The following is a 14,673-nucleotide window of genomic DNA, read 5'->3' as shown; positions in this document are numbered from 1 at the left end:
GAATGCTGCCGATAAAATTTAGCAATTCCATACTCTAATTTTCGCAGCAAAATTTCGCTTCCTAAAATTTCATCGCAGCATGGTGCCGGCAGAAGGCTGCTCGCGCTACCTTCCGCTTAGATACTCCTGTAACGTTTTAACTTCAAGCACAGAGTCGTCCTTTATCGAGCAGATCGAGCGCGTAGCGGCGATCGCCGCCTTCATCGTCGTAAAATACGGCAGCCTAAAGCGTAGCACGCTCTGGCGGATCTTTGCGGCGTCGGTAGAGTTTGATTTGCTATCGCTGGTGTTGATGACGAGCGAAATTTCGCCGTTTTTGAGTTTGTCCTCGATATTTGGGCGACCCTCGCTGATTTTATAGACAAACTCGCACTCCACGCCGTTTTCGCCCAGTAGCTTGTGAGTGCCGCTCGTAGCGGCGATACTAAAGCCCGCGCCCGTAAGTGCGCGTGCAAGCTCCACGGCTCGCAGCTTGTCGTGATCGGCTAGCGACAAAAATACCTTGCCGCCGCTTGGAAGCGCGTTGTTCGCGCCGATTTGCGATTTAGCAAAGCTTTTGGCGAAATTTTCGCCGATACCCATCACCTCGCCGGTGCTTTTCATCTCAGGCCCCAGGATCAGATCCGCGCCTGCAAGCTTGTTGAAAGGAAAGACGCTTTCTTTGACGCAGATATGGTTTTTAATACGCGGTTTTAAAATTCCCTTCTCTTCGACCAGCACGCCGAACTCGTCGTAAAATTTCAAAGCCTCGCGCAGACCCCCTTGCCACATTACGCGGGTAGCGACCTTAGCCATCGGAATTCCCGTCGCCTTGCTCACAAACGGCACGGTGCGGCTCGCGCGCGGATTTACCTCGATAATGTAAAGCTCGTTTTCAAAAATTGCGAATTGAATATTCATAAGTCCCACGACGCCGAGATTTAGCGCGATCTCTTTAGTTTGGCGACTTACCAGATCGATCATCTCCGCGCTTAGACTAAGCGGCGGCAAAATGCTCGCGCTATCGCCGCTGTGGATGCCCGCCTCTTCGATATGCTCCATTATCGCGCCGATATACACGTCGCGTCCGTCGCAGATCGCGTCGACATCAAGCTCTGTTGCGTCAAGTAAAAATTTATCTATAAGCACCGGCGAGTGGTGGCTCACGCGCACCGCCTCGCTCATATACTGCCTAAGCTCGGCTTCGCTATGCACGCGCCTCATCGCGCGACCGCCGAGCACGTAGCTAGGGCGCACGAGCACCGGATAGCCGATCGCAGCGGCCTTTTCGATCGCTTCTGCTTCGCTTATGGCGGTATCGTTTTTCGGCTGCTTAACGCCGATGCTTGCGATAAACTCGCTAAATTTCTTGCGGTCCTCCGCTACGTCTATCGTGCGCGCGCTCGTGCCGATGATCTTGGCTCCCACGGTGCTTAGGCGCTTGGCGAGCTTTAGCGGAGTTTGGCCGCCGAAATGCACGATCACGCCGTCCGGGCTCTCAGCCTCGATGACCGCTCTAACGTGCTCAAAATCGATCGGCTCGAAGTATAAAATATCGCTCGTGTCGTAGTCAGTGCTGACAGTTTCTGGGTTGCAGTTATACATTATCGTAGTTATCCCCATATCGCGCAGAGCGTAGCTGGCGTGCACGCAGCAGTAGTCAAACTCGATGCCCTGTCCGATGCGGTTCGGACCGCCACCGATGATGAGGACTTTTTTATTATCTTTTGAAATTTTACGGCTTGCGATGGCGGGCGTTATGTTGGTGCTGGAGTACAGATACGGAGTGAGCGCCGCAAACTCGCCCGCACAGGTATCTACTTCGTTATATTCAAGGTCGATGCCCTGTCTGGCGCAGGCAAAATGGATGTCGTTTTGCGTAAGGCCCAGATTGTCCTTTTTGTTGATTAAATTTGCGATCATCTTATCGCTAAAACCCCAACTCTTAGCCTGTCTCAAAAGCGCCGCGTCGTTGATGATCTCCATATCGATGCGCTCTTCAAATTTTACGATCTGCTCGATCTGGCTCAAAAACCAGCGATCGATCTTGCTAAGCTCGTAAATTTGATCCACGCTCATGCCCGCTCTAAAGCCCTGAGCGATATATAAAATTCTATCTTGCTGCGCGTTGCGAAGCCCGAAGATGAGATCTTTTTCGCTTAAATTTAGCTCCACGAAGCCGAAGTAGCCCTTCTCCAGCGAACACAGCGCCTTTTGGATACTCTCTTTAAAGCTGCGCCCGATCGCCATCACCTCGCCGATGCTTTTCATCGCAGTGCCGAGATACGGGTTTGCGCCGGGGAATTTCTCAAACGCAAAGCGCGGAATTTTAGTCACGATATAATCGATCACCGGCTCGAAGCTCGCGGGCGTGCCGGTGATATCGTTTTTAATCTCATCCAGGCTAAAGCCCACCGCCAGCATCGTAGCGACCTTGGCGATCGGATAGCCCGTGGCTTTGGATGCGAGAGCCGAGCTGCGGCTTACGCGCGGGTTCATCTCGATGACGATCATCCGCCCCGTTTGCGGATTTACCGCAAACTGCACGTTTGAGCCGCCCGTATCCACGCCGATCTCGCGCAAAATTTTAAAACTCGCGTCGCGCATCGCTTGGTATTCTTTATCGGTAAGCGTCAGAGCGGGCGCAACCGTGATACTATCGCCCGTATGCACCCCCATCGGGTCGAAATTTTCGATCGAGCAGACGATGATGCAGTTGTCCTTGTGATCGCGGATAACCTCCATTTCGAACTCTTTCCATCCAAGCAGGCTCTCTTCGATCAAAATTTCATTTATAGGGCTCACGTCTAGCCCGTTTTGCGCGACCTCTTTAAACTCGTCGATATTGTACGCTACGCCGCTGCCTGCACCGCCCAAAGTATAGCTAGCGCGGATAATGAGCGGAAAGCCGATCTCATTCGCCGCAGCCATCGCCTCTTCGATATTGTAGGCATATTTGGATTTAGGCAGATCCATTCCGATCTTAATCATCGCCTCTTTAAATTTTACCCTATCCTCGCCCTTTTTGATCGCTTCAGGCTTGGCGCCTAGAAATTTCACCCCCGCTAGCTCGCCGCTTTCGTAGGCCTGCATCGCGACGTTTAGCGCGACCTGTCCGCCCATCGTAGGCAGGATCGCATCGACGCCCTCGCGCTTTATGATACGCAAAATGCTCTCTTTGGTGATCGGCTCGATATAAGTAGCGTCGGCAAAATCGGGATCGGTCATAATGGTAGCGGGGTTAGAATTTATTAGCACTACGCGGTATCCAAGGCTCTTTAACGTCTTAGCCGCCTGCGTGCCGCTATAATCAAACTCGCACGCCTGGCCGATTACGATCGGACCGCTACCGATCAGTAAAATCGTCTTAATATCATCTCTTTTGGGCATCAATTTTCCTTTGTAACGACATACAAAAACGCCGGCATCTCGGAGCTCACGTAGGGCTCTACGACGGCGCTTTTGTATAGCTTCCCGTTTTGAATTTCTTTAACCTTTCCTACTGGTACACCGGCAAAGAAAATTTCATCTTTCCCGCTCGTAAAGACCTCATCGCCTACCTTAGGATCAAGCCATTGTGGGATGTATCTAACTACGAGCTCGTTATTTTCGCCGCCTGCGACGCCAGGAATTTGAGTATCTCCTATGAAAACGGAGAAGTTGCTCTTTTCGTCGCGCTGTAAGATTGCAAGCGGGCGCCCGTCTTTATTTACTAAAATCCCTGCGGTTTTACCCTCGCTGATGAGGCCGTAAATTTTGTTTGGGTTAAAATTTTCAAAATTTACGAAGAATTTGTTGTAGTCATTTAGATTCGCGTAACTCAACGCCTTTACTAGCTGGACTTTGGGCTCATAAATGGAGCTATTTTTATCGATCAAAATTTTATTTAGCTCGCCCGCGAACGTACTAAGCAGCATCGCCGATTTTTTCAGCTCGGCGTTTTCTTCTCGTAGAGCTTTGATCGTCTCTGCCTGGTTAAAATGCTCGTTCACAGCGCTTTTTACCCGATCGCTCACACCGTAATAAACCTCTAAAATTCCTCCTGCAAATCCGATAAATTTGCCGTGGATATACGAGCCGAACGTTAGCGAAACGGCTACCAGCAAAACCGCGACGAGGAGGAGTTTGAGATTAGTCATTTGCCGCTTGTTTTAGCGATTTGATCTCTTCTAAGGCTTTTCCCGTGCCGTTTGCGACGCACAGCAGTGGCTCGTCCGCGACGAAAACCGGAAGCTTTACGGTGTCGCTTAGATATTTATCTAATCCGCGAATTAGCGCACCGCCGCCCGTTAGTACGACGCCGTTTTCGACAATGTCGGCGGCGACTTCGGGTTGTATGCTTTCTAGCACAAATTTCAGCGCGTCTGCAATCTCTCTGATCGAGTCTTTGATCGCCTCTCTAACGTCCTCGCTCGTAAGATCGACTGAGCTTAAAAGCCCGCTGATCTGGTCTTTTCCTTTGACTGTGTATGTAAGATCTTTTTGCTGCTGCACCGCCGTGCCGATCTTGATCTTAATCTCCTCGGCCGCTCGCTCCGAAATAAGCAGGCTATATTTTTCCTTGACGTAATTAACGATGCTCGCGTCGATCTTATCGCCCGCGACGCGGACGGATTTGGCGCTGATGATGCCACCTAGCGAGATGACGCCGATCTCGGTGGTACCGCCGCCGATATCTACGACCAGTGAGCCGCGCGCTTCATTTACCGGAAGCCCCGCACCGATCGCCGCAGCCATCGGCTCTTCAATTAGATAAACTTCGCGTGCGCCCGCTATCATCGCGCTTTCTCGCACGGCTTTGCGCTCGACCTGAGTTAGCCCGTAAGGAACCGAGATGATGATGCGCGGACTTACAAAAAAGCGGCGCTTGTGGGTCTTTTCAATGAAATACCTAATCATCTTCTCCGTCATATCAAAATCCGCGATAACGCCGTCTTTCATCGGGCGCACCGCCTCGATATCGCCAGGAGTGCGTCCTAGCATCTCTTTAGCCTCGGCGCCCACGGCGATGATCCTTTGCTTGCCGTAGCGTTCGTTTTGTACCGCGACGACGCTCGGTTCGTTGATGATGATGCCTTTATCTTTTAGCAGCACGAGCGTGTTTGCCGTGCCTAGATCGATGCCCATATCCCTAGAAAATAATCCTAGAATCGAATCAAGTAACATTTATCCCCTTTATGCAGTTAAATTTTGTTTTACAAGTATAGGCTTAGAAACGCCATCTACGACCTCTTTGGAGATGATGACGTCATAGCCCTTAAGCTCAGGCAGATCAAACATTATATCGACCATGATCTCCTCGATTATGCTGCGAAGTCCGCGCGCACCGGTTTTGCGCTTGATTGCAAGGCTCGCGACCTCCCTTAGCGCGTCGTCGTCAAATTTTAAATTTGCGCCATCTATCGCAAAGAGCTTTTGATATTGCTTTAAGATCGCGTTTTTCGGCTCGGTTAAAATTCTAACCATCGCCTTTTCGTCGATCTCATTTAGCGTAGCCACTACGTGCAATCGCCCGATTAACTCAGGGATTATGCCGTAATGCACGAGATCGTCGGCCTCGACCATATTTAGTAAATTTAGGCTCTCTTTCTTGCTGCGCTTTGTTTGGTTAAACCCGAGCACGTTCTGCCCGATGCGGCGGTTGATGATCTCGTTTAGCCCGTCGAACGCGCCGCCGCAGACGAATAGGATATTAGTAGTATCGATCTGTATGAAGTCCTGATTTGGATGCTTGCGGCCGCCCTTCGGCGGGATATTTACGACGCTTCCTTCGATGATCTTAAGCAGCGCTTGCTGCACCCCCTCGCCGCTTACGTCGCGCGTGATGCTGCGATTTTCGCTCATTCGCGCGATCTTATCGATCTCATCTACGAAAACGATACCGCGCTGTGCCTTTTCTACATCGCCGTCCGCAGCCTGCAAAAGGCGGGTGAGGATATTTTCTACGTCCTCGCCGACGTAGCCCGCTTCCGTTAGGCTCGTAGCGTCGCTAATGGCGATCGGAACGTCTAAAAATTTCGCCAAGGTCTGCGCCATAAGCGTCTTGCCGCTGCCGGTAGGTCCGATAAGCAAGATATTTGATTTTGAAATTTCGGTATCGTCGCCCTTCGCGTCGGTCTGTCTGAAAATTCTTTTATAGTGGTTATAAACACCGACGCTAAAAATTTTCTTAGCACGCTCCTGACCGATGACGTAGCGATTTAGCACTTCCATCAGCGCCTTTGGCTTGATAGCCTCGAAATCGATCTCTTTATTTTGATTTTGTATCGCCTCGTTTTGGCCTTCGCTGCCGTGGATGGCGGCGTACGCCATATCGATACAATAGCTGCAGATAGCCGCCGTACCGTCGTCGTTAGGATAGATACGACGCCCGTCTGCGCCCGTCTCACCGCAAAAACTGCACTTATTTGCCATTAAATTTTACCTTTATCTAGCGGAATCCCGCGTTTTGTGTTGATTATAAACTCGCACATCTTGCGCACGTTTTGATCGCTCGTTTCGGCTAAAAGGATCTGCGCCTGCTCCTTTAAGCCCGCGCCTTGGTTAAATAAAAATTTATACGCCCGATTTATCGTCTCGACCGTCTCTTTATCGAAGCGGCGGCGGATGCCCGTTAAATTTAGCCCGCGAATATAGGCGCGATTTCCCTCGGCTAGGCAAAACGGCACTACGTCCTGACTAAGCGCGCTAGCCCCCGCGATCATGCAGCTCTCGCCTATTTGGACGAATTGATGCACGGGGGTAAGTCCGCCAATAACGGCATAATCGCCCATTACGACGTGACCTGCGAGCGTGGCGTTGTTGGCTAGGATTATGTTGCTGCCCAGCACGCAATCGTGCGCGATGTGGCAATACGCCATCATAAAGAGATTATCGCCGATGCGCGTAAATCCGTCGCCCTTATGCGAGCCCGAGCTGATAGTGCAAAACTCGTGAATCGTAGCGTTTTTACCGATGATTAGCCCAGTGCGCTCGCCCTCTTCAAAGCTCATATCCTGCGGAATTTCGCCCACGATCGCGTATGAAAAAATTTTAGAGCCCTCGCCGATTTGCGTATCGCCGATGATGCGCGCGCCCTGCTTGATCGTGCAGCCGTCGCCGATTTTAGCCTGTGCGCTTATAAAAGCATACGGCTCGATCACAACCTCGGCTCCGATCTGCGCGCCGTCCTCGATGATCGCCGTGTGGTGAACTTTAGCCATCATTTATCCATTATCATTGCTTGAAGTTCAGCCTGCGCGGCCAGTGTGGCGCCGTCGTTGATGTAGGCTTCGCCCTTTAGCACCCAGATGCGTCCGCGATGTTTGATTACGCTGATGCGATACTCAAGCTTATCGCCGGGGCGGACGGGACTTCTAAATTTAGCGTTGTCGATACTCATAAAATACACGACTTTATCGCTTAGATCGACGCCCTCTTTCTCCATGCTCTTAAACGCCAGCACGCCGCCCGCCTGCGCCAAGCCCTCGATTATCATTACGCCCGGATAGATCGGGTGGCCTGGGAAGTGACCCTGAAAGATCTGCTCGTTATAGGTTACGTTTTTATAGGCTTTGATACTTTCGCCTATGCTGAGCTCTTCGACGCGATCTATCAACAAAAACGGAAAACGATGAGGTAGGATGGAGAGGATTTCGTTTATATCTATCATTGATCTGCCTTTTTTAGAAATTTTAGAATCTTATCAAATTCTTACTAAAATTTCCCTAACGTCTAAAAATATGCGCGAGAGCCCGTAAATTTGAACTTTGGCGGCTCTTATCTCGTCCGTGACGATGATCGGCGAGAGCGAGCCCGCAGCGCACAGGGCGACGCGAGTTTTATTTTGGCGCGCGAGACTCGGCGGATTTTTTAGCATCTCAGATACGCTTTTGAAATTTGATCTTGAAATTTCGTTAAATTTCGCCAGGTTTAAAATTTTAATCTCGCCCTTGTCGCTGCAAAAAATTTCGCACTCGCGCTCTATGCCAAAGCTCACGTTTTCGCGCGTAAAATGCGAGCCAAATAGCACAAACGAAGGCACTGCGCGCCCGTCAAATTTAATCCATGCACGGAGCAGGCGGTAGTTTAAAAATCGATCGCGCAGCACGCTAAATTTAACCCCTTTTCTTTCAAGCGAGCAAAGCTTTTTGTAAAATTTCAGCTTCTCCTCTACCGAAGCGGGCAAGATTTGCCTATCGATCGGCGACATTAGCTCGTAAATTTCGGCGCCTTGGGCTAAATTTAGCCTCAAATCCGCCGTCAAAATTCCGCTCGAATTCCGCTCAGCCTTTCGCTGATCATTCCGCTGTGCCGCGAGCGCATAGATGCAGCCACAGTAGTTTTGATGATAGAGCGCGTCTTTTTTCGCAAGCGCAAACTGCTCGTTCGTGCCGCCGTTTTTGCGAAAATCGGGCGCGATAAACTCCAGTCCGCAGCGCTCGCAGATACGTTGCAACGAGGCACAGAGCTGAGAGTGCGATTTTTTGGGACTCATTAAAAGAGTCGTGGTGATTTTACGCTCGCCCAAGCTTAGCGCGAGCTCGGCCGTTTTTTGCATGCGAAAATCAAAGCAAAACTCGCAGCGCGCGCCTTTTTCGGGCTCGTTTTCAAGCCCGCGCGCACCGTCTAGCCAGCTCTGAAAGTCATACTCGCCCGGGATAAATTTAATCCCTAAATTCTCGCAAACCCGCTTTGCGTCGTGCATTCTAAGAAGGTATTCGCCGCAAGGGTGGATGTTTGGATCGTAAAAATAGCCTATTAGCGGCTCTTGCGTGAGCTCTTTTAAGCGGCGCAAAAAATAATCGCAATCGACCGAGCAGCAGATGTGAACCAGCAAATTTTAACCCTTTGCACGAAATTTTTGGATATAATTTTACGCTATCAAAATTAATGAGCGGAAAAATGAAAAATTTTTTTATAAAACACCAACGTAAGTTTGCTTGCGGCTTGGGCGGATTTGCGCTATTTTACGTGCTCGCGGGCTTTTTCGGCGTGCCACTTTTTATCGAAAAGGCGCTGCCTAAAATTTTAGAGGGCAGAGCAAGCTTTAGCGTGCAGGATGCCAAATTTAACCCCTTTACCTACGAGCTAAATATCACGCGCCCCGAGCTTAGCACCTTTAAGCCGCTATTTAGCGCCGATGAGATAAATTTAAAAATCGGTTTTTCAAAGCTTTTTAAAAAGACTCTCGCAGTAGAAATTTTGCATCTTAAATCCCCTAAATTTCACGTCGAGCGCGAGCAAAACGGCACCTTCAATTTCGAGCCGCTACTTTCGGAGCAAAAGAGCGAAAGCAAGGATGAAAACTCGAGCTTCAACGTCACGCTGAATAATTTTAAGATCGAGCGCGGCTCTCTAGGATACGTCGATAACTCCTTAAAAAGGCCGTTTTCACTCATCTCGACCGAGCTAAATTATGAGATCAACGGGCTAAACTTAAAGGACGAAACGATCGGCGAGCATGATCTAAGCGCCGTTTCGCGTACATACGACTCGCTGAGCTTCGATGGAGCCATCGATCTGGCGCCTCTGCGCTTGCACGGCAAAATAGATCTTAAACGGCTGAAAATCGATCCGTTTTGGCTATCGTATCTCGATCCTAGCGGCGTGCGGCTTAAAAACGGCTTTCTTTCCGCCACGCTGAATTACCGATTGAGCCTTGATAAAAATATAAAATTTACGCTTGAAAACTCAAAGCTCGAGCTTGAGAGCTTAGAAATTTTGCAAGATCAAAGCCTGATTTCTCTTGGCTCGCTAAAAATCCCGAGCTTCAGCCTAAATACGGACGTTTCGGATGAAATTTCAGGCGCAGTAGCGATCCCGCAGGTGCTGCTTTCGGATGCAAAATACGATATGAACGAAACCAAAATTTCCACGGGCTTTGAAGGGGCGCGGGTCGCGGATTTTGCGCTGGATTTTAATAAAACGGGCGCGAACTTGCGGCTAAACTCCGCCGTAAAAAGCGTAGATCTAAACCGCTCAAGCTTTGCAAACCCGCTAATTTCAGTCGTTTCAAACGACACTAAAATCACGGAAAATTTCTTGAAATTTAACGCCGAAGGTAACGACACAGCCCTTCATACGGGCTTTGGCGCCTTTAATATCGCTGACACGCAGATTATGTTAGCGCGCAGCGATAAAATTTCGGTCGCCGCAACCGAGCTGGGCGGATTTAGCTACGACAAAGAGGGCATGCAAAACGGCGCAAGTCTGAAGTTTGCTAAAATTTCAAACTCCAAAATCGTAAATAAAAACGGAATTTTTAGCGGATTTGAAAGCTTCGGCGTGCAGGGAGTGAAATTTAACATCGCGGATCTAAATCTCGGCGTGGATAAAATTTTGCTAAACGCGCCGTTTTTTAACTCGGAAGTGGGCGCCAATGGCGCGAAAAGCATAAACGATCTGGCGATCTTAAGCGCGATCTCTAAAAATCCTGCAAGCCCCAAAAAAACGGCGAACTCTAACGCAGTAAGCCAAGCGGATGCAAATTCTACGGCAAGCAGCGCAAATTCGGATTCTAAAAAGCCCGCCAAAAGCCCCGCTTTAAAATTTAAGATCAGCGAGGCCTCCGTAACGGGCGCAAAGGCCAAGATCAGCGAGAGCTTTATAGTTAAAAACAACGTGCACGAGATCAAGGATTTCAGCGCCACGCTAAGCGGGCTAAGCTCGAATTTCGCCGAGCCCTTCGGTATCAAAGCAAGCCTTATCGCGGGCGAAATCACCGCTAACGCGGACGGCAAGGCTAGCATCGCGCCGCTTAACGCGGGCGTGAGCTTCAGCCTAAATGCACCGAACTTGGGCGTCTTTAACAAATACGCCGCGGAATTTATCGCAGGCTCCATCGCCGGCGAGCTCGCTACGCAAGGGCAGCTGAAGCTTTCAAACGCATTCTCGCTCGAAGCAAAGCTTTCAGGCAAGGGCTTGGCGCTAAGCTCGGGCAGGGATAAAATTTTCTCCCTTGCATCGCTAAATGTCGCGCAAATCGCGCTGAGCCCAAACTCTCTCACGCTAAATAAGATCACTCTTGGCTCGCCCGCGGCAAATATCTCGCTAAATAAAGACAGGCGTTTAAATTTGCTCTCGCTGATAAAGCCCGCCGCGCAGGCAAAACAGACCGCAAAGCCCGCCCAAGCTGCGCCTAATAGATCCGCAAAAAACGGGGCAAACTTTGCGTGGAGCGTAAAAAACATCTCGCTTAGCGGCGGAAGTTTAAATTTCACTGATGAGAGTCTAGCAACACCCTTTAAACTGCGCATCAGCGATATGAAAGCAAGCATCAGCGAGATCAGCCCGAAGCGAGCGGCGGATATCAAGCTTAGCTCGCTCGTAAGCGGAAGCGGGCTAGCGAGCATCACGGTGCGCGCCTATCCGCTGGATTTTAAACGAAAAAGCGATATAAACGTCGTTTTAAAGGAGATTCCGCTTGTGCCCGCATCGCCCTATACCGCCAAGTATATCGGCAATGAAATCGCGGGTGGCAAGTTAAATTTAAAACTTGCCTACAAAATCGACGATGGCAAGCTAAACGCAAGCAACGATCTAAATTTAGACCGCTTCGAGCTCGGCAAAGAGGTAGCGAGCAAGGATGCGCTGAGTCTTCCGATCGGTCTAGTCGTATCGATCCTAAAGGACAGCGACGATCAGATCGATATTAGCCTGCCTCTAAGCGGCACGCTGAGCGATCCGAAATTTAGCTACGGCGCGCTGGTTTGGGGCGCGGTCAAAAAGCTACTCTCCGACATCGTGTTAAGCCCGTTTAGATTTATGGGAAAGATCGCGGGCGTAGATACGAAAAAGCTCGAAAGTATCGATTTTGAGGCGGCAAGTAGTGAAATTTTAATAAGCGAAAACTCTAAAATCGATGATTTGGCCAAGGTCGCAAAAGCCAAGCCTGAACTCAAGATCATTCTAAACTCTGCGTATAACGAAAAGCTCGATACTCACGAGTTTAAAAGGCGCTCGCTGCAAAATACCCTCACGCTGATGTCTAATAAACAAGGTCTCTCCACGGATGAAGCCATAGCGGCGCTTAAGGTCAAATACGGCATCAAAGCTAGCGGCGATGAGGCGATGGAGGAGCTGATAGGGGCGCAGAAATTTACCCGTTCGCGTCTTGATGAGTTAGCCCTTGCCAGGGCGACTGCCGTGCAAGCGGCACTCGTGCAGCGCGGCGTAAGCGCCTCTCGCATAGAGATCAAAAAACCAAGCGAAGCCGAGCTCAAACAAAACAGCTTCATCCCGCTAAATCTCGGCGTAGAGAGGTAGTGTAAGCAAAATTTGGCTATACTAAGCGGACTAAATTTAAAGGAACGGCGATGATAAATATAGGAATTCACGGCGGAAGCGGCAGAATGGGCACGATGATCTACGAATGCCTGAAAAATTTCGATCAGGCGCGAGCAAGCGTAATCTACACGATTGCGCCGCTTGATTATACGCCCAGCTGCGCCGTAACGAGCAGCTACGACGAGCTTTTTAGCGGCTGCGACGTCGTGATAGACTTCACGATCCGAGACGGCGCAATAAATTTAATGGAATTTGCGCTTTCGCATCCAAAGCCGCTTTGCATCGGCACAACGGCTCTGGGCGATGAGGGTGAGCGGCTACTGCGCGAATGCAGCGCAAAAATGCCCGTACTACACGCTACGAATATGAGCCTGGGCGTCGCGGTGCTAAACAAGCTCGTAGCGCTTGCTAGCAGGAGCCTGCGCGATTTTGACTGCGAAATTTTAGAGATGCACCACCGCCACAAAAAAGACGCTCCGAGCGGCACGGCGATGAGCCTTGCCGAGAGTGCCGCAAGCGCGCGCGAGCTAAACTTAAAAGACGTGCGCGTAAGCGGTCGCGACGGGCTCATCGGCGAGCGCGGCAAGGACGAGATCGCCGTGATGTCGCTGCGCGGCGGCGATATAGTCGGGCGCCACACCGTGGGGTTTTACGGCGAGGGCGAGTTCGTCGAGCTAAATCATACGGCAACTTCGCGCGCGACCTTTGCCAGAGGCGCGATAAAGGCGGCAGTTTGGCTAGCGCCCCAAAATAGCGGGCTTTACGGCATAGACGACTGCTTAGGAATCTAGCGTTTGCGGCTAAATTTAAGAGGAAAAAATGCCAACCAAAGATGAAATTTTAAATTTTTTGCGCGAGCTAAAGCCCGAGCTTGAAAGCTTTGGAATTTGCAAAGTCGGGCTATTCGGCAGCTACGCCAAAGGCGGAGAAAATATCGCCGAGAGGTTTAAAATTTCAGCCGATCTGTTTGATGAGGCGTCGGCAAAATGCCGGACGGCGAGCCGTCAATGATAAAACAAAATATAGATAAATTTCTAAAAAATAAAATTTAAGAGGTTAAAAAATGTGCGCAATCGTGGGAGTCATAAATTCCGAAGGTGCGGCTAAAACCGCGTATTACGGGCTTTTTGCCATGCAGCACCGCGGCCAGGAGGCAAGCGGCATCAGCTCGAGCTTCAACCATCATATCAAAACGATCAAAGCCACAGGACTAGTGACGGAGGTTTTTAGCCCCGCGAGTTTTGAGCTTTTAAAGGGCAACATCGCGATCGGCCACAACCGCTACGGCACCGCGGGCGCAGGCAGCCTGAAGGACGCGCAGCCGGTAGCCGGCAACTACGCACTGGGAGAGATCTCGATCGTTCATAACGGAAATTTGATCAATAAAGACGAAATCCGCCGCAAGCTCGTAAGCGAGGGGGCGATTTTTCAGTCCGGCATGGACACCGAAAATATCCTACACCTCATCGCACGCAGCAAGCAGGAGCATCTAAAAGACCGCATCGTCGAAGCTCTGAATCAGTGCGTGGGCGCGTACTCGCTTCTGATCCTGAGCCGCTCGAAGATGTTTGCCGTGCGCGATCGCTACGGCGTGCGTCCGCTCAGCATCGGCAGGCTCAAAGACGGCGGCTACATCGTCGCGAGCGAAACCTGCGCGTTTGATCTCGTAGGAGCCGAGTTCGTCCGCGACGTGAAGCCCGGCGAGATGGTGATCTTCGAAGAGGGCAAGGATGAGTTCAGCTCGGTTCAAATTTTAAAAGCCGCGGAGGCTAGAATTTGCGCGTTTGAATACATCTACTTCGCGCGCCCCGACAGCGTCGTAGAGAGCAAAAACGTATACGAGGTCAGAAAAAAGCTGGGCGCTGCGCTCGCGCGAAAATGCGAGAGTTTAAAAGCCGATTTCGTCGTGCCCGTGCCCGATAGCGGCGTGCCGGCGGCGCTAGGTTTCGCGCAAGAGAGCAAAATCCCTTTTGAGATGGCGATCGTTCGCAACCACTACATCGGCCGCACTTTCATCGAGCCGACGCAAGAAGTGCGAAATTTAAAGGTCAAACTCAAGCTAAATCCGATCGGCGCGGCACTGCACGGCAAGAGCGTCGCGGTGATCGACGACAGCATCGTGCGCGGCACCACGAGCAAAAAGATCGTCGAGCTTCTGCGCCATGCGGGCGCAGCGCGCGTGCATATGTGCATCGCAAGCCCGGAGCTGAAGTATCCCGAACGCTACGGCATCGACACGCCGAGCGTGCGCGAGCTGATCGCCGCAAATATGAGCACGGATGAAATTTGCAAATTTATAGGCGCCGACAGCCTCACGTTTCTTAGCGTACCGGAGCTCGTAGAGGCGCTTGGAAGCGAGCGCAAGTATTCGCTCGTAAGTTTCGACGGCGATTATTTCATCAAAGATTAGCGAATTTAAAGGGGCAA

11 protein-coding genes are annotated in these 14,673 nt (G+C 50.7%); 4 read left to right on the top strand and 7 right to left on the bottom strand.

Annotated features, from left to right (window positions below; translation table 11 throughout):
- Window positions 1-105: 105 nt before the first annotated feature.
- The 7 genes from carB to Q0144_RS01875 are packed head-to-tail and all read right to left on the bottom strand — an operon-like array spanning window position 106 to window position 8,797.
- Window positions 106-3,369 (bottom strand): carbamoyl-phosphate synthase large subunit, encoded by a 3,264-nt coding sequence (gene carB, locus Q0144_RS01905; RefSeq protein ID WP_298061227.1) that lies wholly within the window; start codon window positions 3,367-3,369, stop codon window positions 106-108.
- On the bottom strand, window positions 3,369-4,118 hold the full coding sequence (mreC, locus tag Q0144_RS01900; RefSeq protein WP_297920840.1) for a rod shape-determining protein MreC: 750 nt from the start codon (window positions 4,116-4,118) through the stop codon (window positions 3,369-3,371). The genes carB and mreC overlap by 1 nt, the downstream gene beginning before the upstream one ends.
- Window positions 4,111-5,145: a rod shape-determining protein gene (locus Q0144_RS01895; RefSeq protein ID WP_005869818.1), complete on the bottom strand. Its 1,035-nt coding sequence runs from the start codon at window positions 5,143-5,145 to the stop codon at window positions 4,111-4,113. The genes mreC and Q0144_RS01895 overlap by 8 nt, the downstream gene beginning before the upstream one ends.
- A 9-nt stretch (window positions 5,146-5,154) precedes the next feature.
- The gene (gene clpX, locus Q0144_RS01890; RefSeq protein ID WP_298061226.1) at window positions 5,155-6,393 is read right to left on the bottom strand and encodes an ATP-dependent protease ATP-binding subunit ClpX; all 1,239 of its coding nucleotides are present in this window, start codon (window positions 6,391-6,393) and stop codon (window positions 5,155-5,157) included.
- Window positions 6,393-7,181 carry an acyl-ACP--UDP-N-acetylglucosamine O-acyltransferase gene (lpxA, locus tag Q0144_RS01885; protein WP_298061225.1) on the bottom strand — a complete coding sequence of 263 codons (789 nt, stop codon included), beginning with the start codon at window positions 7,179-7,181 and terminating at the stop codon, window positions 6,393-6,395. The genes clpX and lpxA overlap by 1 nt, the downstream gene beginning before the upstream one ends.
- Window positions 7,181-7,630 carry a 3-hydroxyacyl-ACP dehydratase FabZ gene (gene fabZ, locus Q0144_RS01880; protein ID WP_297920846.1) on the bottom strand — a complete coding sequence of 150 codons (450 nt, stop codon included), beginning with the start codon at window positions 7,628-7,630 and terminating at the stop codon, window positions 7,181-7,183. Before fabZ ends, lpxA begins: the two co-directional genes overlap by 1 nt.
- Window positions 7,631-7,663: 33 nt before the next feature.
- Window positions 7,664-8,797 (bottom strand): epoxyqueuosine reductase QueH, encoded by a 1,134-nt coding sequence (locus Q0144_RS01875; RefSeq protein WP_298061224.1) that lies wholly within the window; start codon window positions 8,795-8,797, stop codon window positions 7,664-7,666.
- Between the two features lie 65 nt (window positions 8,798-8,862).
- Here Q0144_RS01875 and Q0144_RS01870 point away from each other — a divergent pair, with 65 nt between their 5' ends.
- The 4 genes from Q0144_RS01870 to purF are packed head-to-tail and all read left to right on the top strand — an operon-like array spanning window position 8,863 to window position 14,656.
- Entirely contained in the window at window positions 8,863-12,225 is a 3,363-nt protein-coding gene (locus Q0144_RS01870) for a DUF748 domain-containing protein (RefSeq protein WP_298061223.1), read from the top strand.
- A gap of 50 nt (window positions 12,226-12,275) precedes the next feature.
- Window positions 12,276-13,037 carry a 4-hydroxy-tetrahydrodipicolinate reductase gene (gene dapB / locus Q0144_RS01865; protein ID WP_298061221.1) on the top strand — a complete coding sequence of 254 codons (762 nt, stop codon included), beginning with the start codon at window positions 12,276-12,278 and terminating at the stop codon, window positions 13,035-13,037.
- A 28-nt stretch (window positions 13,038-13,065) separates the two neighbouring features.
- Window positions 13,066-13,257 carry a hypothetical protein gene (locus tag Q0144_RS01860; protein ID WP_298061220.1) on the top strand — a complete coding sequence of 64 codons (192 nt, stop codon included), beginning with the start codon at window positions 13,066-13,068 and terminating at the stop codon, window positions 13,255-13,257.
- Window positions 13,258-13,309: 52 nt separating this feature from the next.
- Window positions 13,310-14,656, top strand: coding sequence for an amidophosphoribosyltransferase (gene purF, locus Q0144_RS01855; protein WP_298061219.1), 1,347 nt, complete (start codon window positions 13,310-13,312; stop codon window positions 14,654-14,656).
- The last annotated feature ends 17 nt before the right edge of the window (window positions 14,657-14,673 follow it).

The sequence above is a fragment of the uncultured Campylobacter sp. genome (assembly GCF_938045345.1).
In the GTDB taxonomy this organism is placed as follows: Bacteria; Campylobacterota; Campylobacteria; order Campylobacterales; family Campylobacteraceae; genus Campylobacter_B.
The sequence above is the reverse complement of the archived record's forward strand: the minus strand, read 5'-3'. Positions and strand labels throughout refer to the sequence as shown.

What these genes read in the sequence shown, in the direction of transcription:
- mreC (WP_297920840.1), bottom strand. Translation starts at nt 4,118, where the DNA reads ATGACTAATCTCAAACTCCTCCTCGTCGCGGTTTTGCTGGTAGCCGTT.
- dapB (WP_298061221.1), top strand. Translation starts at nt 12,276, where the DNA reads ATGATAAATATAGGAATTCACGGCGGAAGCGGCAGAATGGGCACGATG.
- carB (WP_298061227.1), bottom strand. Translation starts at nt 3,369, where the DNA reads ATGCCCAAAAGAGATGATATTAAGACGATTTTACTGATCGGTAGCGGT.
- Q0144_RS01895 (WP_005869818.1), bottom strand. Translation starts at nt 5,145, where the DNA reads ATGTTACTTGATTCGATTCTAGGATTATTTTCTAGGGATATGGGCATC.
- Q0144_RS01870 (WP_298061223.1), top strand. Translation starts at nt 8,863, where the DNA reads ATGAAAAATTTTTTTATAAAACACCAACGTAAGTTTGCTTGCGGCTTG.
- fabZ (WP_297920846.1), bottom strand. Translation starts at nt 7,630, where the DNA reads ATGATAGATATAAACGAAATCCTCTCCATCCTACCTCATCGTTTTCCG.
- clpX (WP_298061226.1), bottom strand. Translation starts at nt 6,393, where the DNA reads ATGGCAAATAAGTGCAGTTTTTGCGGTGAGACGGGCGCAGACGGGCGT.
- Q0144_RS01860 (WP_298061220.1), top strand. Translation starts at nt 13,066, where the DNA reads ATGCCAACCAAAGATGAAATTTTAAATTTTTTGCGCGAGCTAAAGCCC.
- lpxA (WP_298061225.1), bottom strand. Translation starts at nt 7,181, where the DNA reads ATGGCTAAAGTTCACCACACGGCGATCATCGAGGACGGCGCGCAGATC.
- purF (WP_298061219.1), top strand. Translation starts at nt 13,310, where the DNA reads ATGTGCGCAATCGTGGGAGTCATAAATTCCGAAGGTGCGGCTAAAACC.